Annotated in this window: 24 protein-coding genes; 9 read left to right on the top strand and 15 right to left on the bottom strand. The window is 69.5% G+C overall.

All coding sequences use genetic code 11. From position 1 onward, the window contains the following. Positions 1-6 precede the first annotated feature (6 nt). Entirely contained in the window at positions 7-1,713 is a 1,707-nt protein-coding gene (locus AB0D57_RS01210; protein WP_362065624.1) for a glycerol-3-phosphate dehydrogenase/oxidase, read from the bottom strand. Between the two features lie 261 nt (positions 1,714-1,974). On the opposite strand from AB0D57_RS01210, the gene AB0D57_RS01205 reads away from it, so the two are divergent. Further along, the gene (locus AB0D57_RS01205) at positions 1,975-3,183 is read left to right on the top strand and encodes a nucleotide sugar dehydrogenase (RefSeq protein ID WP_362065621.1); all 1,209 of its coding nucleotides are present in this window, start codon (positions 1,975-1,977) and stop codon (positions 3,181-3,183) included. A gap of 183 nt (positions 3,184-3,366) precedes the next feature. Beyond that, positions 3,367-3,957, top strand: a complete 591-nt coding sequence (locus tag AB0D57_RS01200; protein ID WP_362065617.1) for a hypothetical protein — start codon at positions 3,367-3,369, stop codon at positions 3,955-3,957. Between the two features lie 69 nt (positions 3,958-4,026). On the opposite strand, the gene AB0D57_RS01195 is transcribed toward AB0D57_RS01200, so the two are convergent. The 4 genes from AB0D57_RS01195 to AB0D57_RS01180 all read right to left on the bottom strand — a co-directional run bounded on the left by AB0D57_RS01195 (position 4,027) and on the right by AB0D57_RS01180 (position 8,423). Then, on the bottom strand, positions 4,027-5,151 hold the full coding sequence (locus AB0D57_RS01195) for a GuaB3 family IMP dehydrogenase-related protein (RefSeq protein WP_362065614.1): 1,125 nt from the start codon (positions 5,149-5,151) through the stop codon (positions 4,027-4,029). A gap of 113 nt (positions 5,152-5,264) precedes the next feature. Next, complete coding sequence (gene guaB, locus AB0D57_RS01190; protein WP_362065611.1) at positions 5,265-6,770, bottom strand: IMP dehydrogenase; 1,506 nt, start codon at positions 6,768-6,770, stop codon at positions 5,265-5,267. Between the two features lie 209 nt (positions 6,771-6,979). Then, positions 6,980-7,555: a sigma-70 family RNA polymerase sigma factor gene (locus AB0D57_RS01185; RefSeq protein ID WP_362065608.1), complete on the bottom strand. Its 576-nt coding sequence runs from the start codon at positions 7,553-7,555 to the stop codon at positions 6,980-6,982. A gap of 256 nt (positions 7,556-7,811) precedes the next feature. Beyond that, a complete protein-coding gene (locus AB0D57_RS01180) occupies positions 7,812-8,423 on the bottom strand; it encodes a response regulator transcription factor (RefSeq protein WP_003948568.1) in 612 nt (203 codons plus the stop codon). Positions 8,424-8,814: 391 nt separating this feature from the next. Here AB0D57_RS01180 and AB0D57_RS01175 point away from each other — a divergent pair, with 391 nt between their 5' ends. Next, a complete protein-coding gene (locus AB0D57_RS01175; RefSeq protein WP_362065605.1) occupies positions 8,815-9,144 on the top strand; it encodes a WhiB family transcriptional regulator in 330 nt (109 codons plus the stop codon). Positions 9,145-9,232: 88 nt separating this feature from the next. Here the strand turns inward: AB0D57_RS01175 and AB0D57_RS01170 are convergent, their stop codons facing one another. Continuing rightward, positions 9,233-10,129, bottom strand: a complete 897-nt coding sequence (locus AB0D57_RS01170) for a LysR family transcriptional regulator (protein ID WP_362065602.1) — start codon at positions 10,127-10,129, stop codon at positions 9,233-9,235. 89 nt (positions 10,130-10,218) lie between these two features. On the opposite strand from AB0D57_RS01170, the gene AB0D57_RS01165 reads away from it, so the two are divergent. The 3 genes from AB0D57_RS01165 (at position 10,219) to AB0D57_RS01155 (ending at position 12,733) form a co-directional block, all read left to right on the top strand. Continuing rightward, the gene (locus AB0D57_RS01165) at positions 10,219-10,890 is read left to right on the top strand and encodes an MOSC domain-containing protein (protein ID WP_362065599.1); all 672 of its coding nucleotides are present in this window, start codon (positions 10,219-10,221) and stop codon (positions 10,888-10,890) included. A 217-nt stretch (positions 10,891-11,107) separates the two neighbouring features. After that, the gene (locus AB0D57_RS01160; RefSeq protein WP_362065596.1) at positions 11,108-11,881 is read left to right on the top strand and encodes an SDR family NAD(P)-dependent oxidoreductase; all 774 of its coding nucleotides are present in this window, start codon (positions 11,108-11,110) and stop codon (positions 11,879-11,881) included. Positions 11,882-12,025: 144 nt separating this feature from the next. Then, positions 12,026-12,733: an ester cyclase gene (locus AB0D57_RS01155; protein WP_362065593.1), complete on the top strand. Its 708-nt coding sequence runs from the start codon at positions 12,026-12,028 to the stop codon at positions 12,731-12,733. Positions 12,734-12,849: 116 nt separating this feature from the next. On the opposite strand, the gene groL is transcribed toward AB0D57_RS01155, so the two are convergent. The 4 genes from groL to AB0D57_RS01135 form a co-directional block, all read right to left on the bottom strand. Then, positions 12,850-14,478, bottom strand: a complete 1,629-nt coding sequence (gene groL / locus AB0D57_RS01150) for a chaperonin GroEL (RefSeq protein ID WP_362065590.1) — start codon at positions 14,476-14,478, stop codon at positions 12,850-12,852. A gap of 113 nt (positions 14,479-14,591) precedes the next feature. Beyond that, complete coding sequence (gene groES / locus AB0D57_RS01145; protein ID WP_077796719.1) at positions 14,592-14,900, bottom strand: co-chaperone GroES; 309 nt, start codon at positions 14,898-14,900, stop codon at positions 14,592-14,594. A 260-nt stretch (positions 14,901-15,160) separates the two neighbouring features. Continuing rightward, positions 15,161-15,940 (bottom strand): polysaccharide deacetylase family protein, encoded by a 780-nt coding sequence (locus AB0D57_RS01140; protein WP_362065586.1) that lies wholly within the window; start codon positions 15,938-15,940, stop codon positions 15,161-15,163. Then, the gene (locus AB0D57_RS01135; RefSeq protein ID WP_362065583.1) at positions 15,937-16,839 is read right to left on the bottom strand and encodes a polysaccharide deacetylase family protein; all 903 of its coding nucleotides are present in this window, start codon (positions 16,837-16,839) and stop codon (positions 15,937-15,939) included. Before AB0D57_RS01135 ends, AB0D57_RS01140 begins: the two co-directional genes overlap by 4 nt. Before the next feature lie 130 nt (positions 16,840-16,969). Here AB0D57_RS01135 and AB0D57_RS01130 point away from each other — a divergent pair, with 130 nt between their 5' ends. Together AB0D57_RS01130 and AB0D57_RS01125 are read left to right on the top strand one after the other, a co-directional pair. After that, positions 16,970-18,136 (top strand): methyltransferase domain-containing protein, encoded by a 1,167-nt coding sequence (locus AB0D57_RS01130; protein ID WP_362065580.1) that lies wholly within the window; start codon positions 16,970-16,972, stop codon positions 18,134-18,136. A 93-nt stretch (positions 18,137-18,229) separates the two neighbouring features. Next, positions 18,230-18,589 carry a DUF6204 family protein gene (locus AB0D57_RS01125; protein WP_362065577.1) on the top strand — a complete coding sequence of 120 codons (360 nt, stop codon included), beginning with the start codon at positions 18,230-18,232 and terminating at the stop codon, positions 18,587-18,589. Here the strand turns inward: AB0D57_RS01125 and AB0D57_RS01120 are convergent. The 4 genes from AB0D57_RS01120 to AB0D57_RS01105 all read right to left on the bottom strand — a co-directional run bounded on the left by AB0D57_RS01120 (position 18,583) and on the right by AB0D57_RS01105 (position 23,694). Further along, positions 18,583-19,923, bottom strand: coding sequence for an RNA polymerase sigma factor (locus tag AB0D57_RS01120; RefSeq protein WP_362065573.1), 1,341 nt, complete (start codon positions 19,921-19,923; stop codon positions 18,583-18,585). The genes AB0D57_RS01125 and AB0D57_RS01120 overlap by 7 nt on opposite strands. 68 nt (positions 19,924-19,991) lie before the next feature. Then, positions 19,992-20,348: a YciI family protein gene (locus AB0D57_RS01115; protein ID WP_362065570.1), complete on the bottom strand. Its 357-nt coding sequence runs from the start codon at positions 20,346-20,348 to the stop codon at positions 19,992-19,994. Positions 20,349-20,486: 138 nt separating this feature from the next. Next, positions 20,487-21,065 carry a Uma2 family endonuclease gene (locus AB0D57_RS01110; protein WP_362065567.1) on the bottom strand — a complete coding sequence of 193 codons (579 nt, stop codon included), beginning with the start codon at positions 21,063-21,065 and terminating at the stop codon, positions 20,487-20,489. A 652-nt stretch (positions 21,066-21,717) separates the two neighbouring features. Next, entirely contained in the window at positions 21,718-23,694 is a 1,977-nt protein-coding gene (locus AB0D57_RS01105) for a zinc ribbon domain-containing protein (protein ID WP_362065564.1), read from the bottom strand. A 163-nt stretch (positions 23,695-23,857) separates the two neighbouring features. On the opposite strand from AB0D57_RS01105, the gene AB0D57_RS01100 reads away from it, so the two are divergent. Beyond that, positions 23,858-24,181 carry a hypothetical protein gene (locus AB0D57_RS01100; protein ID WP_362065561.1) on the top strand — a complete coding sequence of 108 codons (324 nt, stop codon included), beginning with the start codon at positions 23,858-23,860 and terminating at the stop codon, positions 24,179-24,181. On the opposite strand, the gene AB0D57_RS01095 is transcribed toward AB0D57_RS01100, so the two are convergent. After that, on the bottom strand, positions 24,174-25,253 hold the full coding sequence (locus AB0D57_RS01095; protein ID WP_362065558.1) for an LCP family protein: 1,080 nt from the start codon (positions 25,251-25,253) through the stop codon (positions 24,174-24,176). The genes AB0D57_RS01100 and AB0D57_RS01095 overlap by 8 nt on opposite strands. Between the last annotated feature and the right edge of the window lie 31 nt (positions 25,254-25,284).

Genomic DNA, 25,284 nt, shown 5'->3' with positions numbered 1-25,284 from the left:
AACCGGTCAGAGCGGCACGATGTCCGGCGCCCCCAGCCGCGCCGCATCCGCCGTCAGGTCGTCCGGCTGACGCTGGGACTCCCGCTCGGCCTCGACCCGCTTCTCGTAGTGCTCCACCTCGCGCTCGATCTGGTCCTTGTCCCAGCCGAGGACCGGCGCCATCAACTCAGCCGCCTCACGGGCGCTGCGCGTGCCGCGGTCGAAGGTCTCTATCGAGATGCGCGTCCGCCTGGTCAGGACGTCGTCCAGGTGCCGGGCGCCCTCGTGCGAGGCGGCGTAGACGACCTCGGCCTTGAGGTAGTCCTCGGCGGCCGGCAGCGGCTCGCCCAGGGAGGGGTCGGCCGCGATGAGGTCGAGGACCTCATCGGCGAGCGACCCGTAGCGGTTCAACAGATGCTCCACGCGCACCACATGGAGCCCGGTGCGCTGCGCGATCCGCGCTCGCGCGTTCCACAGTGCCCGGTAGCCCTCGGCGCCGAGGAGCGGGATGTCCTCGGTGACGCAGTCGGCGACCCGCTGGTCGAGGCCGTGCACCGCCTCGTCCACCGCGTCCTTGGCCATCACCCGGTACGTCGTGTACTTGCCGCCCGCCACCACCACGAGCCCCGGCACCGGATGGGCCACGGTGTGCTCGCGCGACAGCTTGCTGGTGGCGTCCGACTCACCGGCGAGCAGCGGCCGCAGCCCCGCGTACACGCCCTGTACGTCGTCGCGCGTCAGGGGCACCGCGAGCACCGAGTTCACATGCTCCAGCAGATAGTCGATGTCCGCGCTGGACGCCGCCGGGTGGGCCTTGTCGAGGTCCCAGTCGGTGTCCGTGGTGCCGATGATCCAGTGCCGCCCCCAAGGGATCACGAAGAGGACGGACTTCTCGGTGCGCAGAATCAGCCCCGTGGTGGAATGGATCCGGTCCTTCGGTACGACCAGGTGGATGCCCTTCGAGGCCCGTACGTGGAACTGGCCCCTCTCCCCCACCATCGCCTGGGTGTCGTCGGTCCACACCCCCGTCGCGTTGACGACCTGCCTGGCGCGGATCTCGTACTCCCCGCCGCCCTCGACGTCCTGCACCCTGGCGCCGACCACGCGTTCGCCCTCACGCAGGAAGCCGGTCACCCGGGCGCGGTTGGCGACCTTCGCGCCGTACGCCGCCGCCGTGCGCACCAAGGTCGCCACATAGCGGGCGTCGTCCATCTGTGCGTCGTAGTACTGCAGCGCTCCGACCAGGGCGTCCTTCTTCAAGGCGGGGGCCACGCGCAGGGCATGGCTGCGGGTCAGGTGACGGTGCGTGAGCAGGCCGCGCCCATGTCCGCTCGCCATCGACATGGCGTCGTACAACGCGACACCCATTCCCGCGTATATCCGCTCCCAGCCCTTGTACTGGAGCGGATAGAGGAAGGCCACGGGTTTCACGAGGTGCGGTGCGAGCCGTTGGAGAAGGAGTCCGCGCTCCTTCAGGGCCTCGCGTACGAGTGCGAAGTCGAGCATCTCCAGATAGCGCAGGCCTCCGTGGATCAGCTTGCTGGACCTGCTCGACGTGCCCGATGCCCAGTCACGCGCCTCGACCAGGCCCGTGGACAGGCCACGCGTCGCGGCATCGAGCGCGGTACCCGCGCCGACCACACCCGCGCCCACGACCAGCACGTCCAGCTCACGCTCGGCCATTCCCGCCAGGGACTCGGCGCGCTCCGCCGGCCCCAGTGTCGCTGTCCTCACCGCTGCCTCCCGCTGTCAGTCGCGCTGGCCTCACCTGTCCGGCGACGCCCGGCTCACATGCCCCCTGCCCAAAGTCTGACCGCGTTGCCCGCCTTCGGCCACCACGCACCCTCAGCCTGTGGACAACACTCCCGGAAACTCGCACAGCCAATCCCACAAATCGGTCATATTTACTCCTAGTGTGACATTGCGCTCGTCCATCCTGTCCACAGGGCTTGCGCACCTGTCCCGTTTCGGTTACTGGGAAGGACGGCCCACGCCATGCCCGCAGATCTCGCCGTCATCGGACTCGGTCATCTCGGCCTGCCCCTGGCCCAGGCCGCCGTCGCCGCCGGCATCTCCACGCTCGGCTACAAAACAGGGCCGGAAGGCGGCTCGCTCACCCCCGCCGACATGCGCCGGATGCTCTCGGGGGGCTTCCGGCCCACGACCAACCCGGCCGAGCTCGGCCGGGTCCGCACCGCCGTCATCTGCGCCCCGACCCCACCCGGCCCGGACGGCGCGCCCGACCTGGGTCAGGTGGCCGCGGCCGCCCGCACTCTCGCCGCCAAACTGCGCCCGCACACCACGGTGATCCTGGAGTCGCCGGTGTACCCCGGCACCACGGAGGACTTCCTGCGGCCGCTCCTCGAGGAGGGTTCCGGGCTCCGTGCGGGGCGCGACTTCCACCTGGCGTACTCGCCCAGCCGAGTCGACCCCGGCAACCGCGACTTCACCCCCGCCAACACCCCCAAGGTCATCGGCGGCCTCACCCCCGCCTGCACCGAGTCGGCCGCCGCCTTCTACGGGCGCCTCACCGACAAGGTCGTACGCGCGCGTGGACCACGCGAGGCGGAAACCGTGCAGCTCCTGGAGACCAACTACCGGCACGTCAACATCGCCCTGGTCAACGAGATGGCCGTGCTCTGCAACAATCTGGGCGTCGACCTGTGGGACGTCATCCGCTGCGCCGAGACCAAGCCGTTCGGTTTCCAGGCGTTCCGGCCGGGCCCCGGAGTCGGCGGCCACGGCATCCCCCAGGACCTGACCGGCCACTCCACCCGATCGCTCCGGATGGTCGAACTGGCCCAGCAGGTCAATAACCACATGCCGCAGTACGTCATCCAGCGCGCCGCCGCGCTCCTCAACGAACACGGCAAATCGGCCCGCGCCGCGCGCGTACTCCTCCTCGGCGTCACCTACAAGGCGGACCTCGCCGACCAACAGGGCACGCCCGCCCACGAGATCGCGCTGCGCCTGATGGAACTCGGCGCGTCCGTCAGCTACCACGACCCGCACGTCCCAGCCTGGAGCGTCCTCGGCCGCCCCGTCCCGCGCGCCGACTCCCTCTACGAGGCCGCCGCCGGCGCCGACCTCACGATCCTGCTCCAGCAGCACCGCACGTACGACCTCCAAGGGCTCTCCGTGAAGGCCCAACTCCTCCTGGACACGCGGGGCGCCACCCCAACCGGGGCCGCGCACCGCCTCTGACTACGAATGACTACTAATGACCATGACTGGCCGCGAACAACAATGACCGCGAACAACTACGAATAACTGTCAGGATCCCTCTCCAGAAATCCCTCGCCTGGATGTCGGTGCCGACTGCTAATGTGCGGGCCGCTGTCGCACACCAGTGCGCCCGCATCCACACTTCTTCGGGGGATCTCCGTCATGAGCCAGTCCACGCCACCGTCCCAGCCCCAGCCCCAGCCCCAGCCCCAGCCGTCGGACGGCAACCCGTACGCCGCCGAGCAGCCCTCGGGCGGCAACCCGTACGCCGCCCAGCCGCCGCAGGGCAACCCGTTCGCGGGACAGGGACAGCAGCCCGGATTCGCACCTCCGGCACCCCCCGCGCCGCGCCGCGACAACATCGCCCTCGGCATCGTCGCCGCCGTCGTCGTGGCCCTCGTCACCGCCGGGATCTACGGCACGATCATCGGCAAGACGGAGTACGAGATCGGCTACGCCGCGGTCGCCGTCGGCTTCCTCACCGGCCTCGCCGCGGGCAAGATCGGTGGCAGCAACCCCGCCCTGCCCGTCGTGAGCGCGATCCTCTCCCTGGGCGCGGTCTACCTGGGACAGCTCATCGGCATGGCGGTGTGGGCGGCCGACGAGACCGGCCTCTCCCTCACCACCATCTTCTTCGACAACTTCAACGTGCTGACCTCGGGCTGGAAGGAGGAGGCCGACGTCATGACCTTCCTCTTCCTCGCCTTCGGCGCCTTCGCCGCCTTCTCGGGCGCGAAGAAGGCCGCCGCGTAACCCGGTGCCGGTCATGGCGAAGGGGCCCGACTCACCTCCAGGTGATCCGGGCCCCTCACGCCGTGGGCACTACCTCTTGTGCTGCGAGTCCGCGACCGTCACCTCGACGCGCTGGAACTCCTTGAGCTCGCTGTAGCCGGTGGTGGCCATGGCGCGGCGGAGGGCTCCGAAGATGTTCATGGAGCCGTCCGGGATGTGCGAGGGACCGGTGAGGATCTCCTCGATGGTGCCCACCGTGCCGAGGTCGACCTTCTTGCCGCGCGGCAGCTCCTCGTTGACCGCCTCCATGCCCCAGTGGTGACCCTTGCCGGGCGCGTCCGTGGCACGGGCCAGCGGGGAGCCCATCATCACGGAGTCGGCCCCGCAGGCGATGGCCTTGGGCAGGTCGCCGGACCAGCCCACACCGCCGTCCGCGATGACGTGCACATACCGGCCGCCGGACTCGTCCATGTAGTCGCGGCGGGCCGCGGCGACGTCCGCGACAGCCGTGGCCATCGGGACCTGGATGCCCAGCACGTTGCGCGTGGTGTGCGCGGCGCCGCCGCCGAAGCCGACCAGGACACCGGCCGCGCCCGTACGCATCAGGTGCAGGGCCGCTGTGTACGTGGCACAGCCACCGACGATGACCGGAACGTCCAGCTCGTAGATGAACTGCTTCAGGTTCAGCGGCTCGGAGGCGCCCGAGACGTGCTCCGCCGACACCGTCGTACCGCGGATGACGAAGATGTCCACGCCCGCGTCCACGACGGCCTTGGAGAACTGCGCCGTGCGCTGCGGGGACAGGGCCGCGGCGGTGACCACGCCCGAGTCGCGCACCTCCTTGATGCGCTGCCCGATCAGCTCCTCCTTGATGGGAGCGGCGTAGATCTCCTGGAGGCGGCGGGTCGCGGTGTCCGCGTCCAGCTCGGCGATCTCGTCGAGCAGCGGCTGCGGGTCCTCGTACCTGGTCCACAGGCCTTCGAGGTTGAGCACGCCCAGGCCGCCCAGCTCTCCGATGCGGATCGCGGTGGCCGGGGAGACGACCGAGTCCATCGGGGCGGCCAGGAAGGGCAGCTCGAAGCGGTAGGCGTCGATCTGCCAGGCGATCGAGACCTCCTTCGGGTCCCGCGTACGGCGGCTCGGGACGACGGCGATGTCATCAAAGGCGTACGCCCGACGGCCGCGCTTGCCGCGCCCGATCTCGATCTCAGTCACGTGTTGGCCTTTCCCTCTTCGCTTCTGCGCCTCCCAGTATCCCCGACGCCTACGACAAGGGCGGCCCCGGAACCTCCGGGACCGCCCGTCGCGAGTCTTGTGACTACCGGTGACTACTTGTTACGGCTGTAGTTCGGTGCCTCGACCGTCATCTGGATGTCGTGCGGGTGGCTCTCCTTGAGGCCCGCGGAGGTGATGCGCACGAAGCGGCCCTTGGACTCCATCTCGTCGATGGTGGCGGCGCCCACGTACCCCATGGTCTGGCGCAGGCCCCCGACGAGTTGGTGCAGCACGTTGGCCAGCGGGCCGCGGTAGGGCACCTGGCCCTCGATGCCCTCGGGGACCAGCTTGTCGTCGGATGCCACGTCCGCCTGGAAGTAGCGGTCCTTCGAGTACGACCTGCCCTGGCCACGGGACTGCATGGCGCCGAGGGAGCCCATGCCGCGGTACGACTTGAACTGCTTGCCGTTGATGAAGAGCAGTTCGCCGGGCGACTCCTCGCAGCCCGCGAGGAGGCTGCCGAGCATCACCGTGTCAGCACCGGCGGCCAGCGCCTTGCCGATGTCGCCGGAGTACTGCAGACCACCGTCGCCGATCACCGGGACACCCGCGGCGCGGGCCGCGAGGGCCGCTTCGTAGATGGCGGTGACCTGCGGGACGCCGATGCCGGCGACCACACGGGTGGTACAGATCGAGCCGGGTCCCACGCCCACCTTGACGCCGTCGACGCCGGCGTCGATCAATGCCTGGGCGCCGTCACGGGTGGCGACGTTGCCGCCGATCACGTCGACGTGCACGCTCGACTTGATCTTCGCCATCCAGTTGAGGGCGTTACTGTTGTGCCCGTGCGAGGTGTCGACGATCAGGAAGTCCACCCCGGCCTCGGCCAGCGCCTGAGCCCGCTCCAGCGCCTCGGGGCTGGCGCCGACGGCGGCACCCACCAGCAGGCGGCCCTCCGCGTCCTTCGCGGCGGTCGGATACTTCTCGGCCTTCACGAAGTCCTTGACCGTGATCAGGCCCTTGAGGACACCCGCGTCGTCGACCAGCGGAAGCTTCTCGATCTTGTGGCGGCGCAGCAGTTCCATGGCGTCGGTGCCGGAGATGCCGACCTTGCCGGTGACCAGGGGCATCGGCGTCATGACTTCGCGCACCTGGCGCGAGCGGTCGGTCTCGAAGGCCATGTCACGGTTGGTGACGATGCCGAGCAGCTTGCCGTTACCGTCGGTGACGGGCACGCCGCTGATGCGGAACTTGGCACACAGTGCGTCGGCCTCACCCAGCGTCGCGTCCGGGTGCACCGTGATCGGGTCGGTGACCATGCCGGACTCGGAGCGCTTCACCAGGTCGACCTGGTTGACCTGGTCCTCGATGGAGAGGTTGCGGTGCAGTACACCGACGCCGCCCTGCCGGGCCATGGCGATCGCCATGCGCGACTCGGTCACCTTGTCCATCGCAGCCGAGAGCAGCGGGATGTTCACGCGTACGTTGCGGGAGATGCGGGACGAGGTGTCGACCGCGTTGGGCAGCACCTCGGATGCGCCCGGCAGCAGCAGCACGTCGTCGTAGGTCAGCCCGAGTGTCGCGAATTTGGCGGGCACTCCGTCGACGTTGGCAGTCATGACACCTTCCCCAAATGGCCTTGAACGGTGCGGATGTCCATGCTAACGGGAAGCAGGGCTGTCTCATTCCACGGTTCGGGCGCCGGAGGTTTCATAGGTTCGTACGGGGGGAACGGCGGCGCCGTTCACCTGTGGGCCGGAAACCCGGCCCCTGAGAGACCGCTCGCCGGGACGACACCGAGAAGAAGGCCGACCCGGCGAAGCCCCGACTACTGCTCCGCCAGCGCGCGCAGCCGGCTCAGCGCCCTGTGCTGAGCCACTCGTACCGCTCCTGGTGACATTCCCAACATCTGGCCCGTCTCCTCGGCCGTGAGGCCCACCGCGATCCTCAGGAGGAGCAGCTCGCGCTGATTTTCGGGAAGGTTGGCCAGGAGCTTCTTGGCCCACTCGGCGTCGCTGCTGAGCAGGGCGCGCTCCTCGGGGCCGAGGGAGTCGTCGGGGCGCTCGGGCATCTCGTCCGAGGGCACGGCCGTCGCACCGGGGTGGCGCATCGCCGCACGCTGCAGGTCGGCGACCTTGTGTGCGGCGATGGCGAACACGAACGCCTCGAAGGGGCGTCCGGTGTCCTTGTAGCGCGGCAGCGCCAGGAGCACCGCGACGCAGACCTCCTGCGCCAGGTCCTCCACGAAGTGCCGCGCGCCCCCCGGAAGCCGGGACAGACGGGTACGGCAGTAGCGGAACGCCAGTGGGTGTACGCGGGCGAGCAGATCGTGCGTGGCCTGCTCGTCGCCGTCGACCGCGCGATGGACGAGCGCACCGATCACCGTCGTCTCGTCGTCACGCATCGGTCCATGGTGCCTTGGCGTCGTCCTGTCCGTGGCACCGCGTCCATAGTTGTGCACCGAAGCGTTATGAGCAGGTGCGCCGGAACTCATCTCCTGCGCCCTCCCCTTCCGCTCGACCGACTTGTCCCCGAGAGACTCCACACCTCAAGGATGCGGCATCCGCGGCGAAACGAGCAGCAGACACCCGACGGAGCCCCTTGCCTTCCCCACCCACCATGCGGTAGGCGGGGTTCGTCGTACCCCCGCGACGGCTCACCTAGCGAACCAGGCCCCACCGGAAACCGAGCGCCACGGCGTGCGCGCGGTCCGAGGCGCCGAGCTTCTTGAAGAGCCGCCGGGCGTGCGTCTTGACGGTGTCCTCGGAGAGGAACAGCTCGCGCCCGATCTCCGCGTTCGACCGGCCGTGGCTCATGCCTTCCAGCACCTGGATCTCACGCGCTGTGAGCGTCGGCGCCGCGCCCATTTCGGCCGACCGCAGTCTGCGCGGGGCGAGCCGCCAGGTGGGGTCGGCGAGCGCCTGGGTCACGGTCGCGCGCAGCTCCGCGCGTGAGGCGTCCTTGTGCAGATAGCCGCGGGCACCGGCGGCGACGGCGAGCGCCACGCCGTCCAGGTCCTCGGCGACGGTGAGCATGATGATGCGCGCACCGGGGTCGGCGGACAGCAGCCGCCGGACGGTCTCGACGCCGCCCAGACCGGGCATGCGTACGTCCATCAGAATCAGGTCCGAGCGGTCGGCTCCCCAGCGGCGGAGGACTTCCTCGCCGTTGGCCGCCGTCGTCACACGCTCGACGCCGGGCACGGTCGCCACCGCACGACGGAGCGCCTCTCGGGCAAGCGGGGAGTCGTCGCAGACGAGGACGGATGTCATGGCCGCCCTCCGCAGCTGATGCGCGTCACCTTGAGCCTCCAGGCTGGGTACGAATCGTCACCTGTGCGGTTGACACTCGCCGACGGAAACTGCCGCCTGCCCGAGCGCTTGTTCCTTCAACCGCCTCGGCACTCTCAACGATGGTCACTCGAAAGAGTTACGGGCCAGGCGGTCGTCTTCGGCACTCTACGTGAGGGGGCGGACACGGTGCAGACATGCACGACGGACCCTCAACGTTTCATCACAACCCATGCCCCATTCGGCCGGTTTTCTTCCCATTTGCTGGTGTCTGCGGCTAGATTCGCAATGAGTCATATTTTCATCTCCTTAGATCGTAGATGTACGGTCGATGGGCACATAGCAGCCCAGAACGGCACCAAGGGGACACGCAATGGCAGATTTCTCCCGCCTTCCCGGTCCGAACGCGGACCTCTGGGACTGGCAGCTCCTCGCGGCCTGCCGCGGGGTCGACAGCTCGCTCTTCTTCCACCCGGAGGGCGAGCGCGGTGCGGCACGGAGCGCTCGCGAGAACTCGGCCAAAGAGGTCTGCATGAGATGCCCGGTGCGCGCGCAGTGCGCGGCTCACGCGCTGGCAGTGCGCGAACCGTACGGCGTATGGGGCGGGCTGACCGAGGACGAGCGCGAAGAACTCATGGGGCGGGCGCGCAACCGCCTGGTGGCGGCGTCGACCAACGGCAGCGGTTCCGCTTCGAACAACTAAAGGAACGTTTCTTCATTCGGGCGCGTACTAGTGCCCCTGCTTTTGGCGCGGCCCCCGCCCATCAGCCTGTTGGCGCGGAGCCCGCCCGTCAGCGTGCCGCCGCCCTCGCCAGCTGCTCCAGCGTCGCTGCCACCGCCGGTACCTGGGCCAGGTCCGGCAGCGTGAGCGCGACGATCTCCCGCCGCACCGGCGGCTCCACGGTCACGGTGCGAGCCCCTTTGGGACGTACGGACTCGATCGCGAGCTCCGGCAGGACGGCGACCCCCAGACCCGCACCCACCAGTCCGACCACGGCCGGATAGTCGTCGGTGGCGAAGTCGATGCGGGGTACGAAACCCGCGCCGCGGCATACCTCGACCAGTTGCCCGCGGCAGCGCGGACAGCCCGCGATCCACGGGTCCCCGGCGAGTTCGCCGATCGCGACCGACGTCGCCCGGGCGAGGCGGTGCCCCTCGGGGACCAGCCCGACGAGCCGGTCCGTCAGCAGGGGCCGGACGACGAGGTCGTCCCACTCCTCGACACCCGCCGCGCCTTCGTACCGGAACGCGAGCGCGAGGTCGCAGTCGCCGCCTCGGAGCTTCTCGACGGACTCGGGCGGCTCGGCCTCCTCCAGCGAGACCCGGGTGCCGGGGTGCAGGGCGCGCAGGGCGGCGAGGGCCGTGGGGACGAGGGTGGAGCTGCCGCTGGGAAAGGAGACGAGCCGCACCCGGCCCGCGCGCAGGCCCGCGATCGCGGCGACCTCCTCCTCCGCCGCGGCCAGTCCCGCGATGATGCCCGCCGCGTGCCGCACCAGTGCCTCGCCCGCCTGCGTCAGGCGCATCTCCCGGCCGGTGCGGATCAGCAGCGGGGTGCCGACGGACGACTCGAGCGCCTTCATCTGCTGACTCACGGCGGGCTGGGTGCAGCCCAGCTCTCGTCCCGCCGCCGAGAAGGAGCCGGTGGCGGCGACGGCGCGCAGTACACGGAGATGACGGGCCTCGATCATCCTTCGAGGATAGGCGGGCATAAGCGAGTCTTGGATACGGAGGCGAATACCTCGTCGACGCTTTGGCCCGCATCGCCTAGCGTGCTGCCATGAAGCTTCTGTCTCTGAACCTGGGCCGTCCGAAAGCCGTCCCCTACACGGACAAGGCCGTGGGCGGTGTGACCGGCATCGACAAGCAGCCGGTGAGCGGGCCGGTGCGGGTGGAGGCACCCGGGCCCAAGGGGGTCGGCGCGAGCGGGGTGGCCGGGGACACGGTGTGCGACAAGCGCCACCACGGCGGGAACGACCAGGCCGTGTACGCGGTCGCCCGCGAGGACCTCGACGACTGGGAGCGCGAGCTCGGCCGGCCGCTGTCCAACGGCATGTTCGGTGAGAACCTCACCACGGAGGGGCTCGACGTGTCCGGCGCGCTGATAGGCGAGCGCTGGCGCGTCGGCTCCGAAGTGGTCCTGGAGGTCACCTGCGGGCGCATCCCCTGCAGTACCTTCCAGGGGCATGTCGGCGAGCGGGGCTGGGTGAAGCGGTTCACCCAGAAGGGCGCGCCCGGCGCGTATCTGCGGGTGATCGAGCCGGGCGAGATCCGGGCGGGCGACCCGATCGAGGTCGTGCACCGACCGGACCACGACGTGACGGTCACACTCCAGTTCCGCGCCGTCACGACCGAACGGGAGCTGTTGTCACGGCTGTTGGCCGCGGGCGAGGCACTACACCCGGAGTCGCGCGCGGCGGCGGAGAAGTACGTGGCGCAGCAGGGCCGTTAGGGCCTGTCCGGCGGATCCCGGTGAGTGCGGCGCGCTTGCCCGGCCCACGTGCGACGGCCGCGGCACCCCGCCCCGGAACACGCGCGAGGGCCACGTCGTTGCCTGGGTGGAGCCCGTGCGGCGACCGTGTCGGTGCATGCGGGGAACTCGTGGAGCATGGTCTGTCGTTGGGTGGTGGAGGGCGCGGTACCCCTGGTCAGGTCACTAGCCTTGGGCCATGACAACGGCTCTGATTACGGGATCGACCGCGGGCATCGGCGCCGCCTTCGCGCGGCGCCTGGCGGCTGACGGGCACAACCTCGTGCTGGTGGCGCGCGACACCGCGCGACTGGGCGAGCAGGCGACCGAACTGCACGACCGCCACGGCATCGAGGCGGAGGTACTGACGGCGGACCTGGCGACCGACGCGGGTATCGAGGCGGTGGCCACGCGGCTGAGCGACCGCAAGAACCCGGTCGACCTGCTGATCAACAACGCGGGCTTCGGCAACAAGGGCCACTACCTCGACGTATCGATGGCCGACGAGCTGATGATGCTCAAGGTGCACTGCGAGGCGGTGCTGCGGCTGACGTCGGCGGCGGCCGGGGGCATGCGGGAGCGCGGCCGGGGCGGAGTCGTCAACGTCGCGTCGGTGGCCGCGTTCGTGCCGCGGGGCACCTACGGGGCGTCCAAGGCGTGGGTCGTGCAGTTCACGCAGGGCGCGGCGAAGGACCTGGCGGGCACCGGCGTACGGCTGATGGCGCTGGCCCCCGGCTTCGTGCGCACCGAGTTCCACCAGCGGGCCGGCATGGGCACGGACAACATCCCGAACTGGATGTGGCTCGACGCGGACAAGCTGGTCGCGACGGCGCTCGCGGACCTGGCCCGCGGCAAGACGCTGTCCATCCCCGACGCCCGCTACAAGGCGCTCATGGGCGTGGTGAAGGTGACGCCGCGGGCGCTGCTGGGCGGGATCACGTCGAAGACCGGGCGGAAGTACGGGCCGCAGTAGAAGTACGGGCCGCAGCAAGAAACCGCGGTAAGAGACCACCGCAGGAAACCACAGCAGGAAGCCGCAGCTAGAAGCGGTGACGCCGCCGTCCCAGTGGGAAAATGGACGCATCAGCCGGACCCAGGGGGGCCGGGAGGCGGCGTCATGACATTTGTGCAGCTCATCGACTGCAAGACCAGCCGTTTCGATGAGATGAACCGGCTCATGGACACATGGGCCGATCAGACCAAGGGCAAGCGGACCGCGACACACAACATCATCGGCAAGGACCGGTCCGACGCGAGCCACTTCATAGAGATCGTGGAGTTCACCTCGTTCGACGAGGCGATGCGGAACTCGAATCTCCCCGAGACCGACAAGATCTTCCGGGAGATGGTGGCGCTCTGCGACGAGATGCCCACGTTCACCGACCTGGACGTGGTCCGTGATGAGCAGCTCTACGCGGCGAACATCCGCAGATTCTTCGAGACGGTGGCCGTCCAGGGTGAACTGCCGCCGCTCAACAGCCTGCTCGCGGAGAACTACCACGACCACGATCCCGCCAACGAGCAGGACAACCTCGGCCTCGACGCGATGTGCCGCGAGATCGAGATGTGGCGCCGCGCGTTCGACTTCACGTTCACCGTCGAGGACCAGATCGCCGAGGGAGACCGTGTCTGCACGCGGTGGACCTGGAACGGCACCCACACGGGCGACTTCCTGGGCATTCTGTCGACCGGCAGGCAGGCCACCATAACCGGGACGACCATCTTCCGGTGCGGCGAGGACGGGAAGATCGTCGAGGGCTGGTGGCAGTACGACCGACTGGGACTGATGGGTCAACTCGGGGCGCTGGACGCGCTGGAGAACTAGTGTCTGTCGTTTGGGTGTGATCCAAACGACAGACACTAGGGGCCTGTGTGGCTCAGGCTCGTACGGGAGAAGCCCCCGTTCCCTGCGGAACGGGGGCTTCTTCAGGAGTCGGTGACTCAGTGGGCGTGCCCGTGGCCGTGGCCGTGACCGGCGTCGGCCTCTTCCTCGGCCGGCTTCTCGACGACCAGGGTCTCGGTCGTGAGCAGCAGGGAGGCGATGGACGCGGCGTTCTCCAGGGCGGAGCGGGTGACCTTGACCGGGTCGATGACGCCGGCCTTGACCAGGTCGCCGTACTCGCCGGTGGCGGCGTTGAAGCCCTGGCCCTTGTCGAGCTCGGCGACCTTGGAGGTGATGACGTAACCCTCCAGGCCGGCGTTCTCGGCGATCCAGCGCAGCGGCTCGACGGCGGCGCGGCGGACGACCGCGACACCCGTGGCCTCGTCGCCGGTCTTGCCGAGGTTGCCCTCGAGGATCTTCACGGCGTGGACGAGCGCGGAGCCACCACCGGAGACGATGCCCTCCTCGACCGCGGCGCGGGTCGCGGAGATGGCGTCCTCCAGACGGTGCTTCTTCTCCTTGAGCTCGACCTCGGTGGCGGCGCCGACCTTGATCACGCACACGCCGCCGGCCAGCTTCGCGAGGCGCTCCTGGAGCTTCTCGCGGTCCCAGTCGGAGTCGGTGTTCTCGATCTCGGCCTTGATCTGGTTGACGCGGCCCACGACGGCCTCGTGGTCGCCGCCACCGTCGACGACCGTGGTGTCGTCCTTGGTGACCGTCACGCGGCGGGCGGTGCCCAGCACGTCCAGGCCGACCTGGTCGAGCTTGAGGCCGACCTCTTCGGCGATGACCTGACCACCGGTGAGGGTGGCGAGGTCGCCCAGCATCGCCTTGCGGCGGTCACCGAAGCCCGGGGCCTTGACGGCCACGGCGTTGAAGGTGCCGCGGATCTTGTTCACGACCAGGGTCGACAGGGCCTCGCCCTCGACGTCCTCGGCGATGATCAGCAGCGGCTTGGAGGCGTTGGCCTGGATGACCTTCTCCAGCAGCGGCAGCAGGTCCTGGATGGAGCTGATCTTGCCCTGGTGGATGAGGATGTACGGGTCGTCGAGGACGGCCTCCATACGCTCCTGGTCGGACACCATGTACGGCGACAGGTAGCCCTTGTCGAAGGCCATGCCCTCGGTGAAGTCCAGCTCCAGGCCGAAGGTGTTGGACTCCTCGACGGTGATGACACCGTCCTTGCCGACCTTGTCCATCGCCTCGGCGATGAGCTCGCCGACCTGCGGGTCCTGGGCGGACAGCGCGGCGACGGCGGCGATGTCGGACTTCTCGTCGATCGGGCGGGCGGTCGCGAGGAGTTCCTCGGACACGGCCTTGACCGCGGCGTCGATGCCCTTCTTGAGCAGCGCCGGGGAGGCACCCGCGGCGACGTTCTTCAGGCCCTCGCGGACGAGCGCCTGGGCCAGCACGGTGGCGGTGGTCGTACCGTCACCCGCGATGTCGTTGGTCTTGGTCGCCACCTCCTTCACCAGCTGGGCGCCGAGGTTCTCGTACGGGTCGTCGAGCTCGACCTCGCGGGCGATGGTGACACCGTCGTTGGTGATGGTGGGGGCGCCGAACTTCTTGTCGATGACGACGTTGCGGCCCTTGGGGCCGATCGTCACCTTGACCGTGTCGGCAAGCTTGTTGACGCCGCGCTCGAGGGCGCGACGGGCGTCCTCGTCGAACTTCAGGATCTTCGCCATGGGAGCGATTCAGCCCTCTCGGAAATCTTGGGAGAACGAACTGCGCCCCCGGCGCCCGGCTTGTTGAAGGTCGCGGGGGTCAGGGGCGCAGCTCACTGCAAAACTGGGGTGAATTACTTCTCGATGATCGCGAGCACGTCGCGAGCCGAGAGGACGAGGTACTCCTCGCCGTTGTACTTCACCTCGGTGCCGCCGTACTTGCTGTACAGCACGACATCGCCGACGGTGACGTCGAGCGGAAGACGGTTACCGTCCTCGAAGCGACCCGGGCCCACGGCAAGGACGACGCCCTCCTGGGGCTTCTCCTTCGCGGTGTCCGGGATGACCAGGCCAGAGGCCGTGGTCTGCTCGGCGTCGAGCGGCTGGACCACAATGCGGTCCTCGAGCGGCTTGATGGCAACCTTGGAGCTGGCGGTCGTCACGATCCGACCTCCCCCTTCGGAGATCTCACGGGGTGAACTGTCTGAGGTTGCGACCAGGTCGATCCGTCGTCGCGGGTGCCGGACCTGCCCGTCGCTATTGGCACTCTCCAGGGGGGAGTGCCAGACCTGAGACTATGACCGCGATTAGCACTCGGTCAAGCGGAGTGCCAACGCGGCGCTCACAACACGGAAAAACCTCGCCCGGTTCGCCGGGTTCGCCCGGTGCGCCAGCGGGCGTCTCGGGCAGTCCTCCACTCGCCTCAGAGATAGTCCTCCAGCCGCGCCGGTGTGAACCCCTCCGCCTGGATGCGCCGGAGCAGCCGGGTCGTCGCCTCCGCGAGGTCGGGATCGTCGAACCCGGACAGGATGTCGCCCGCCCGCAGCCGTCCCTCGTCGGCCTCCCGCCCCAGCACGACGGCCGCGACCCCGCAGTCGGCGGCGGCGCGCAGCGTGGTGGTGTCGTACGTGCCGTACGGGGGCCGGAAGAGCCGGGGGCGGATGCCGAAGCGTGCCTTGAGCTTGTCCTGCTGGCCGCAGATCTCGGCCCGCTGGCCCGCGTACGGCAGGCCGCGCAGCGAGGCGTGGTCGAGGGTGTGGTTCTGCACGCTCGCGCCGACCGCCCGCAGGCGCGCGAAGTGCCCGTACCCCGGCCCGACGACACTGTCCGTGAGGAACATGCTGACCGGCAGCCGCAGTTCACGAACCATGTCGACGAACCGCGGATCGCGCTCGGCGCCGTCGTCGTACGTCAGGAAGACCACCTTGTCGCGGGTGGGAACGCGGCCCACGACCGGCACCAGCCCCGGCCCCGCCGCGCGGAGGACGGTCCGGGCGGGCGGTTTCGGCGCGGGGGCGAACGGGCCCGACAACCCCCAGCGACGGTACGTCGCCCGGGTCGGCCCGTGCGGCCGCGCCTCACGCACCTCCTGAGCGGCCTTCTTGCCCAGCCGCTCGATCGGATCGACGGACTGGGCGCAGCCGGCGCTCCCGGCCAGGAGTGCGGCGGCGAGCGCCCCGGCGGCCAACGCCCACGTCCTCACAGGTAGTCCTCCAGTCGCGCCACCGCGTACCCCTTGTCGGTGACCTTCTTCAGGAACCGGCGGATCATGTCGGCCATCGCGCCGCCCCACTCCCCCGTGCCCCGGAAGTGGGTGAGGACGATGTCGCCGGGGTGCAGTTTCTGGTCCCACTCGCGGTACTCCCAGTGATCGACGTAGACCTCCTCGGCCCAGATCGGGGCGTACTTGATGCCGCAGGACTTGGCGGCGCGCAGGGTGTCCCTGTTGTAGTTGCCGTAGGGCGGCCGGAAGAGCTTGGGGCGCTTGCCGAACTGTTTCTTCATCACCGTCTGCATGCCGCAGATCTCGTACTTCTGTTCCTTGTACGACAGTCCGGGCAGATAGGAGTGGTGCAGCGTGTGATTGTTGAGGCCGACGCCCCGGTCGCGCATCTTCCGGAAGTACCCGTAGTCGTCCTTGATCAGGTAGTTGCTGAGGAAGGCGGTGTACGGAATCTTCAGGTCGCTCATCATCCGCAGGAACTCCGGGTCCTTCTCCTCGCCGTCGTCGATGGTGAGGAAGATGACCTTGTCCTTGGTGGGGACGGTGGTGAAGACCGGTGGCAGGTCGAACTTTTCCTGGCCCGTGACCTCGAATCCCTCGCGGGCCTTGATGACCGGTTTCCTGGCCGGGGCGGGCGGCGCGGTCAGCGGGGTCCCGGCCAGCCCCCAGCGCTCGGCCGCGGCGACGCGTTGCGCGTGCGCCTGGCGCAGTTTGGCGGCGTACGCGTCGAGGGCGCGCGCCTCGGGCGCGTGCAGTGCCTGCTGACCGTCACCGTCGGCGCAGCCGGACGTGAGGGAGGCGACGGCGAGTACGGCGATCCCACTCCACACAGCAGCCTGCTTCGTGCGGTTTTTGTCATTTTGTCGTACTAGTCGCATGGTGCCGGATCCTTCCAGGCCTTGGCCCGTACGGCGGCCCCGACACCGCGATCGAAAGCGCACCGTCCACCGACTGGCCCACACCGGCCCGGTTGGCCCCCAGTGGCCCGCATAGGCCCACAATGGGCCGGTGAACGACCTCTCCTTCGCCTCTCTCCTCACCCCCGAGGGCCGCGCCCTGCTCGACGAGGTGCGCGGCACCGAACCGGCCCAGGAGCTCGCCGTCGCCACCCGGCTGCGCCGCGAGCACCCGGCCGAGCTGGTCTCGGCGGCGCTCACGCAGGCGCGGCTGCGGCAGCGGGCGGCGGCGAAGTTCGGGCCCGAGGACGCGGAACGGATGTTCTTCACCCCCAACGGGGTCGAACAGTCGACCCGTACGACGGTCGCCACGCACCGTGCGCGACGCTTCGCGGAACTGGGCGTCCGTACCGTCGCCGACCTCTGCTCCGGCATCGGCGGCGACGCGATCGCGCTCGCCCGCGCCGGGATCCGGGTCCTCGCCGTGGACCACGACCCCCTGACGGTGGCGGCGGCCCGCGCGAACGCGGACGCGCTGGGCCTCGCGGACCTGATCGAGGTGCGCGAGGCGGATGTCACGGAGGTCGACACGTCGCCGTACGACGCGGTCTTCGTGGACCCCGCGCGGCGCGGCGGCCGGGGCCGGATCTTCGACCCCGAGGCGTACTCGCCACCGCTGTCATGGGCGATCGGAACGGCCCTGAAGGCCCCGCTCGCCGCCCTCAAGATCGCCCCCGGCATTCCCCACGAGGCCGTCCCCGCCGAGGCGGAGGCCGAATGGATCTCGGACGGCGGAGACGTGAAGGAGGCGGTGCTGTGGTTCGGCACGGAGCCGGGCCTGGTCCGGGCCACCCTGCTGCCGGGGCCGCGAGTACTGCGGGGACGTCGGCTGCCGGATCCTTCCGTCCGACCGGTCGGGCGTTACCTGTACGAGCCCGACGGCGCCGTCATCCGGGCCCATCTGGTGGCGGAGGTCGCCGAGGAGTTGGACGGAGGACTCATCGACGAGACCATCGCGTACATCACGGCGGACGAACTGCGCGCGACACCGTACGCCGCCGCATACGAGATCACCGATCAACTCCGCTTCAGCGTCAAGAAGTTGAAGGCACTGCTGCGGGAGCGGGAGGTCGGCATCCTGACCGTGAAGAAGCGGGGTTCGGCCGTGGAGCCGGAGGAGTTGCGCAAGAAGGTCAAGCCCCACGGCCCCCACTCGGCCACCGTCTTCCTGACCCGGGTGGCGGGGGCGCCGACGATGCTGATCGGGCACCCGGCATAGGCCGGGATTCACCACCCTCGGCGACGGAACCGGACGGGGCTGCCGCCCGAAATACGGTGGAACCGCCCCGGTCCCCCTGATTAGGGTCCACGGATGAGCTCTCGCACCTTCCGCATCATGGTCCGCGGCGTCTTCGACGGACTCAGCACCGAGCAACGCGCTGAACTCGTGAACCGCGCGCCGGCGCACGACATACTGCGCGCGGCCTTCACCCCCGAGGGGCACCTCAGTTACGACCTCGCCGCCCGGACCGCCTTCACCTTCCGGTTCCTGGACTCCGGAGAGGCCGAGGAGGACATCCTGGAGGCGACCGAACGCGCCGAAGCCGCCGCGGAAGCGTGGCTGACCGAACGCGGCTACGGCTACAAGAACCTCCGGTCCCAGGCCGAGGACCTCTCCCAGGCCCCCCTCGGTAAACGGCAGCGTCGCGCCGCCGCCGCCAAGGATCACTGACCTCCCGAGCGAGGGCCTGCGCGTCCGCACCTGACGGCGGCAGTCCCGGCCGGGCCTTCGGCGGCCGGTCGGTCGAGACCCACCGCCCGTTCCTCAAGTAGCGCGCGTTCGCGGGCGTTACGGGCGAGGAGCGCGGCCCGCTCGAACTCGGCCCGCGCCTCCGCCGTACGCCCGAGACGGGCGAGCAGGTCGCCGCGCACGCTGGGCAGCAAGTGGTAGTCGCGCAGGGCGGGTTCGGTGGCCAGGGTGTCAACGATGGCGAGGGCGGGTTCCGGGCCGTCGGCCATGGAGACGGCGACGGCGCGGTTCAGTTCGATGACGGGGGAAGGGGAGCGGGTCACCAGCAGGCCGTACAGGGTGGCGATCTGGTGCCAGTCCGTGTCCTCGTACGCGTACGCCTGGGCGTGGCAGGCGGCGATGGCGGCCTGGAGGGCGTACGGGCCGGGGACGCCGGTGCTGACGGCGTTCGCGCGGGCGAGAGCGGCGAATCCGCGGCGGATCAGCAGGCGGTTCCAGCGGCTGCGGTTCTGGTCCTTGAGAAGGACCGGTTCGCCGGACGGGCCGGTGCGGGCGGCAGCGCGGGAGCTTTGGAGCTCCAACAGGGCCACCAGCCCATGCACTTCGGACTCCTTCGGCATCAACTCGGCGAGCACCCGGGCCAGTCGCAGGGCGTCCTCGCACAGGGCGGGGCGCAGCAGGTCGTCGCCCGCCGTGGCCGCGTACCCCTCGTTGAAGATCAAATAAATGACTTCGAGTACAGACCCGAGACGGGCCTCGCGCTCCGGGCCGTACGGAACCTCGAAGGCGACCCCCCTCGTCGCCAGCGTCCGCTTGGCGCGCACGATGCGCTGGGCGATGGTCGGCTCCGGAGCGAGGTAGGCCCGGGCGATCTCGGGGGTGGTCAGGCCGCCGAGGAGGCGCAGCGTGAGCGCGATGCGGGCTTCGGCGGAGAGAACGGGGTGGCAGGCGGTGAAGACGAGGCGGAGGAGGTCGTCGTCGATGGCGTCGGGGTCGGCGGGTTCGTCGACGTGGTGCGGGGTGGACAGGGAAAGGTCCCGTCCGACCTCCTCCAGCTTGCGGGCGTAGCGCTCCCGGCGGCGTACGAGGTCGATCGCGCGGTGTTTGGCCGTGGCCATGAGCCAGGCGCCCGGGTTGTCCGGGACGCCGTCCCGCGGCCACTGCTCCAGGGCCGCGACCAGGGCATCCTGGGCGAGTTCCTCGGCGATACCCACGTCACGGACGATGCGGGTGACGCCGGCGATGATGCGGGGCGACTCGATCCGGAAGACGGTTTCGATGGCTCCGCGCGGGTCGGCGGTGGGCTGCTGTTCCACAGCCCACCATCAGACACCCGCGGCGGGCACAGGCCAAGAACCGCCGGGCCCTCCGCTCAGTCCTCCGCTCAGCCCTCCGCGATCTCCCGCACCTCGCAGGTCACCGTCCAGTGCTCCTCATGCACCTTCAGGAACCGCTTGGTCCACTCGATGGCCTCGGCCATGTCCTTGCACTGCATGAGCGCGTAGCCGCCGACGACCTCCTTGGACTCGGTGAAGGGCCCGTCGGTGACGGACAGCTGCCCGCCCGCCCAGTGCACCCGCTTGCCCTGAGCGGACGGCGTCAACCCGGCGTTGTCGAGCATGACCCCCGCCTTGGTGATTTCTTCCAGCAGCTCCCCCATCCGCTGAATCAGCTCGGGGCTGGGGCCCTCGGCGGGCGCGGTGTTCTCGTCGATCTGGATGAGCGACAGGTAGCGGGGCATGGTGACTCCTCGGGTCTCTTGGGTCCCGGAGGCCGGGCTTGTCCTGGCCTCTCACCCCTGCGTCGAACGGGAGACACCGGTTTCGACACCGTCTGCAGATTTCTTGGCAAGTATTTCTTGGCAAGAATTTCGGGCGGCTCAGTCGGCGAAGTCCTTCAGCTTCTCGGTGTCCAGGGTGAAGCCGACGGGATCGGGCAGTTCGATCACCGAGCCGAACGCACGCGCGGTGAGAGAGCGGTAGGCGCCGCCCTCGGGATCGGCGTACACGGTCACGCTGTCCGTGTCCCGGTCGACGAGGAGATAGACCGGGATGCCTGCGGCCGCGTAGCCGTCGGGCTTTTCGATCCGGTCGCGCTTGTCGGCGTCGCGGTCGTGGGAGGTGACCTCGACGACCATCAGGACGCCGTTCGGCTCGGCCCACTCGCCTTTTCCGACGAAGTACTCCTCAGGCGCCAGAGACCCGTCCGGCTTGGCTCGCCCCTTGCGGTAGGCCTCGACCTTGAGACCTTGCTCCGGATAGAGGAACAGCTCAGGCCGGTGCTGCATGCACCGCTTGAGGAGCCAGGCGACGATCTCACCGTGATTGCCGTCGGGCATGGGCTTGACCCCGATCTTTCCGTTCAGAAATTCCAGCCGCGCCGACTCGGGCGCGTGACGGGCGAGCTCCTCGAATTCCTCGACGAGCATCTGGGGCCGGTCGGATGTCATGGGGGTCATGGCGTCGCCTCCTCCCCTCCATCCTGCCCCGGTTACGGGCGGCCCGTGCTGCAAGGTCGTCATGCGTCTCTTCCTTTCTCCGTACGTGCCCCTGTGCGCAGGGCGGCGCGCACTTGGCCGGCATGGGCGTGCACCCGATCGGCCGCGAGACCCGCCCGCGCGCCCCAGCACCCCTCGCACAGCCCGCCCCGCAGCCCCTGACTGTCGCTCGGCTCACCGCAGGCCGTGCAGACGACCTCGTAACGCGGCGGCGGGGGCGGCAGCTTGGCGACCAAAGTCATCTCCCCTGGCCCGGGCGGCACTTCGGTCGCCGACAAGGGAGAGTGGGTGGGTTGAGCCACCTTCCTTACAAAAAGAGTCTCGAATCCCGCCCCCCCCGAAGCTCAAGTCACCGGCACCGTGCGGGCGAACGGTGTGGCAGGGTCCCGCCCATGCCCTTCGACCACAACGACCACTACCACTGTCTGCTCCTGCGCAACTTGCCGAAGAGCCGCACGCGGCTACGCGTCGACGCGGTCGACCCGTCCGCGGAGGTGATAGCCGCGGCGGAACGGATCGGCGGAGGCCCCCGGTTCCGGCGTACCGACATCGCCTCCGCCGCGCTGCCGAAGGGGCACTACGACGCCATCACCTGCCTGGCGAGCGTCTCTGATCAGCTCAGCGATCCCATGCAAGACGTAGTGTCTTGTATGGATTCTGCCCACCGTGGAGGGGTGGCGTGGGCGTGCAGGTGGAATCCCGCTCCCAGCGCTGTTCCTCGTGGCCGATGACCGGCTGTGGTGGGTGTGCTGATCGTCGTCACGCCCTGGTGCCGGTGGGCTGCGCGGGGCAGCCGGGTCCGGCCCGTTGGTGCGTGTCCCTCCGGACGCTTGCCCGCCGGACCCGAGGGGCCGGTGGGGGAGGGTGCCCTGCGTCGCCTGGGCGCGGGGCGTGTGGAACGGGGCCGGGTGGGCCCGGTCTTGGACCGGGCCCATCGGCTGGTCTGCGTGGTGGCCGGGGTGACCACGGCGTTGGCTTCGAGCTTTTCGACTACTGAGCGGATGGCCGTGGCACCGCTGGCGCGGTCGGTCACGGTCTTCGCCTGGTGAGTCAGACCGCGTGCCGCGATGCGCTTCCATGCGCCCGTGTCGCGGTCGCCCTGGTAGCCGCACGAGCCGCAGATGGCCCACTTCCAGCCCTGGGCGGTCGGGCGGTCGGGGGCCTTGCAATGCCGCAGCGGTGTGAGGCACTGGGGGCAGTGCTTGGAGGTGTTCTTCGCTGGGACCGTCACGACGGCAATACCGGCCTCGGCGGCCAGGTGCCGCATCCGGTCCACGATCTGCCCGCGCACCTGCTGGGAAAGGCGAGTGTTCATCGCGCGGCCCATGCCGAGCGCTTCCATCGAGCGGAGGTCTTCGACATAGATCACGGCCGCCCCGGCGGCGATGGCCTGATCCACAGCCCAGCGGGCGGCAGCCCGGGCCAGAGCGTCGTTGAGGTTCGACCGGCGGTCGCTGACGTGGCGGATTTCTTCGGCCAGTACGGCGTGTCTGGCCGCCATCGGGTGTTCGGTGTCGTTGCCGGTGAGCCGCTGGTAGTGGTCGGCCTTGGCGTGCAGGTGCTCCGACAGACGGCGCAGGCGGTGCTGTTTCGCCAGGACCCCGGCGGTGCGGAACATGGCCCCGGACCCGAGGGCGGTGATACGCCCGTCGTCGCTTCGCCGGACGGCCCCGGCGGACAGCAGGGTGTTCAGGCCCCAGTCCACGCCGAGGGCGACCGTGTGCCCGGTGCGCCGGGCCTTCGGCACCGGGTGAGTGTAGGCAAGATCAGCCCGTACCCGGCCCTGGTGGATGCGCAGGGTGGGCAGGTGCAGCACCGCACCGGCCGGGATCGTCGGCGGCAGCGAGATCGGGCAGGCAACCCATGTCCAGTCCCCGTAGGTGCGCGGGTCGGGGCGGGTGGGCAGCTGCAACCGCAGCAAGGCCCGGCGCGGATCGCTCTCGTGCCGTTCGATGGTGGCCTGCTGCCCGTCACACGCCGACAGCAGCAGCATCCGGGCAGTCCGCGGCACGGCCTCCAGTTCGAACACAGTGACAGGGAGCCGCCCGTGTTTCCGCTGGAAGGCAGCAGCTTGCCGGGTGCGGGACTTGATGATGCTCGACGGCAGAAATGCCCCGCCAGGGACCGCATCGCGCACCGCGTCCCACTCACCGGCATCACGTTTCGCCGGGTCGGCGGGCCACGTCGCGAGAACCCCAGCGGTCAGATCAGCGCGCCACTTCACCGACCGCAGAGCACGCCCAGCCTGCTCCTGAGCCATACGCACGATGCGGTCATTGACCCGGACGCCCTCCGGGGGTTCGGCAGTCCAGCCCAGACGCCGCAGCGCCATCCACGCATTCGACGGCAGCTTGCGGCCCCCGACGTCCTCGCCCGAGGCCAGCACCTCCACATCACTGGTCTTCCAGTGCTCACTGGTCAGCGCATCGGCCATGTGGGACACAAGATCCACGCACCAGCCGACACGCTCCGCCAGCACAGCAACCGACAGCATCTCGCCCGTCTTCTCCACCACGCCCGCCCGCAGCAGACCACGGGCACAGGCAGTGCGGGCCGTCTCGCCCTCACCGAGCGGCAGCCTCCGGCCCACCGATGCCCCCTCCCCGCCCGCGATGCTGTCATCCGATCAACGACACCCCCACGAAAAGGTCACGCATTCGATCTACGCACTCACACACGACACCAGCACTGATGCTGGACACACGTCACGACGCCGACGGGCGACACATCACTACGGAAGCCAAAGGAAATGCGTGAGCCTGCATCACATGCCCTTCGGCACCGTGACCAGGCTGCGGGACGCGCTCGCGCCCGGCGGGGTGCTGCTGGTGCTGGGCTGCTACGCCGGGATCACCTGGTGGGACATCGCTGCCGTGCCCGCCAACGCCGTCGCGCGGGCCGGGGTGTCCACGGCCGAGCGGCTGCGCGGGGCCGGACCGGCGCCGGTCCGGGCGCCCGTACGGCAGCCGGAGATGTCACTCGCCGACGTCCGGCGCGAGGCGGCCCGACTGCTGCCGGGCTCCACCGTGCGCCAACTCCTCTTCTGGCGTTACCTGTTGACGTACCGGGTCACTTGAGCGAAGCCCACAGCTCGCTCGCCTCCGGCTCGTCCGCCACCACCCGGTTGGGATTCGAGGGAGCCGTCACCACCGGCATCATGACCGTCTTCACCTCGTCCGAGGACAGCGACTTGAGACTCTGGCCGAGTTTCATCAGCTCGCCCAGCGAGTCGAGACCCGTGTCCGTCGTCAGGCTGCCGGTGACCGCGTCGGCGACCTTGTAGAGCTTGGTGGGGCTGGTCAGGAGGGACGTCGAGGAGATCTGCTCCAGCAGCGCCTTCACCAGCTTCTGCTGGAGGCCTATGCGGCCGAGGTCGCTGCCGTCGCCTATGCCATGGCGGGTACGGGCGAGGGCCAGCGCCTGGGTGCCGTCCAGGTGGTGCGTGCCCGCCTTCAGGGTCAGGTGGCTGTCGTCGTCGTCGATGTCCTCGTCCGTCGTGACCGTGACGCCGCCGAGCGCGTCCACCAGGTCGGCGAAGCCCGAGAAGTCGATTTCGATGACGTGGTCCATGCGCACGTCCGTCATGGACTCGACGGTCTTCACCGCACAGACCGGGCCGCCGACCGAGTACGCGCTGTTGAACATCGCGTTGTACGACACCGAGGTCGTCCCCCCGGACGAGGTCGGGCACGACGGGCGGGTCACCAGGGTGTCCCGGGGGATGCTCACCACCGTCGCCTCGGTGCGGCCCTCGTCGATGTGGACGACCATCGCCGTGTCCGAGCGGGCACCCGAGCTGTTGCCGCCGCCGAGTGCCGCGTTCTCCTCGCCGCTGCGCGAGTCGGAGCCGAGGACCAGGATGTTCAGGGCCCCACTGGGGAGAGGGGCGGCGGAGGCCGACGCCGATGCCGACGGGGTCGAGACCACCTTCGCCGGGCGGTTGTCGCCCAGCGCGCTGTTGATGTCCACGCTCTTGATGTTGCGGTTCAGATGCCAGTAGGCCCAGCCCGCCCCGGCGGCGGAAAGCACGAGGACGCCGGCGAGCGCGACACCGGCGGCTTTCAGCAGCCCTCGCCGTCGGCCCCCGCGTCTCGCCGCGTCCCCGTTCTCATCCCCACGCTCGTCCCCGTGCTCGTCTTCTCCGGCCACACAGAGGAACGTAAGTCCGAATTATTACGAG

Origin of the sequence: Streptomyces sp. NPDC048275 (assembly GCF_040652275.1) — a bacterium.
Classification (GTDB): Bacteria; Actinomycetota; Actinomycetes; order Streptomycetales; family Streptomycetaceae; genus Streptomyces.
The sequence above is the reverse complement of the archived record's forward strand: the minus strand, read 5'-3'. Positions and strand labels throughout refer to the sequence as shown.

Excerpts from the sequence above, each read along its gene's own strand:
- AB0D57_RS01205 (WP_362065621.1), top strand. The coding sequence starts at position 1,975 with ATGCCCGCAGATCTCGCCGTCATCGGACTCGGTCATCTCGGCCTGCCC.
- AB0D57_RS01200 (WP_362065617.1), top strand. The coding sequence starts at position 3,367 with ATGAGCCAGTCCACGCCACCGTCCCAGCCCCAGCCCCAGCCCCAGCCC.
- guaB (WP_362065611.1), bottom strand. The coding sequence starts at position 6,770 with ATGACTGCCAACGTCGACGGAGTGCCCGCCAAATTCGCGACACTCGGG.
- AB0D57_RS01185 (WP_362065608.1), bottom strand. The coding sequence starts at position 7,555 with ATGCGTGACGACGAGACGACGGTGATCGGTGCGCTCGTCCATCGCGCG.
- AB0D57_RS01180 (WP_003948568.1), bottom strand. The coding sequence starts at position 8,423 with ATGACATCCGTCCTCGTCTGCGACGACTCCCCGCTTGCCCGAGAGGCG.
- AB0D57_RS01175 (WP_362065605.1), top strand. The coding sequence starts at position 8,815 with ATGGCAGATTTCTCCCGCCTTCCCGGTCCGAACGCGGACCTCTGGGAC.
- AB0D57_RS01170 (WP_362065602.1), bottom strand. The coding sequence starts at position 10,129 with ATGATCGAGGCCCGTCATCTCCGTGTACTGCGCGCCGTCGCCGCCACC.
- AB0D57_RS01165 (WP_362065599.1), top strand. The coding sequence starts at position 10,219 with ATGAAGCTTCTGTCTCTGAACCTGGGCCGTCCGAAAGCCGTCCCCTAC.
- AB0D57_RS01160 (WP_362065596.1), top strand. The coding sequence starts at position 11,108 with ATGACAACGGCTCTGATTACGGGATCGACCGCGGGCATCGGCGCCGCC.
- AB0D57_RS01155 (WP_362065593.1), top strand. The coding sequence starts at position 12,026 with ATGACATTTGTGCAGCTCATCGACTGCAAGACCAGCCGTTTCGATGAG.
- groL (WP_362065590.1), bottom strand. The coding sequence starts at position 14,478 with ATGGCGAAGATCCTGAAGTTCGACGAGGACGCCCGTCGCGCCCTCGAG.
- AB0D57_RS01135 (WP_362065583.1), bottom strand. The coding sequence starts at position 16,839 with ATGCGACTAGTACGACAAAATGACAAAAACCGCACGAAGCAGGCTGCT.
- AB0D57_RS01125 (WP_362065577.1), top strand. The coding sequence starts at position 18,230 with ATGAGCTCTCGCACCTTCCGCATCATGGTCCGCGGCGTCTTCGACGGA.
- AB0D57_RS01115 (WP_362065570.1), bottom strand. The coding sequence starts at position 20,348 with ATGCCCCGCTACCTGTCGCTCATCCAGATCGACGAGAACACCGCGCCC.
- AB0D57_RS01110 (WP_362065567.1), bottom strand. The coding sequence starts at position 21,065 with ATGACCCCCATGACATCCGACCGGCCCCAGATGCTCGTCGAGGAATTC.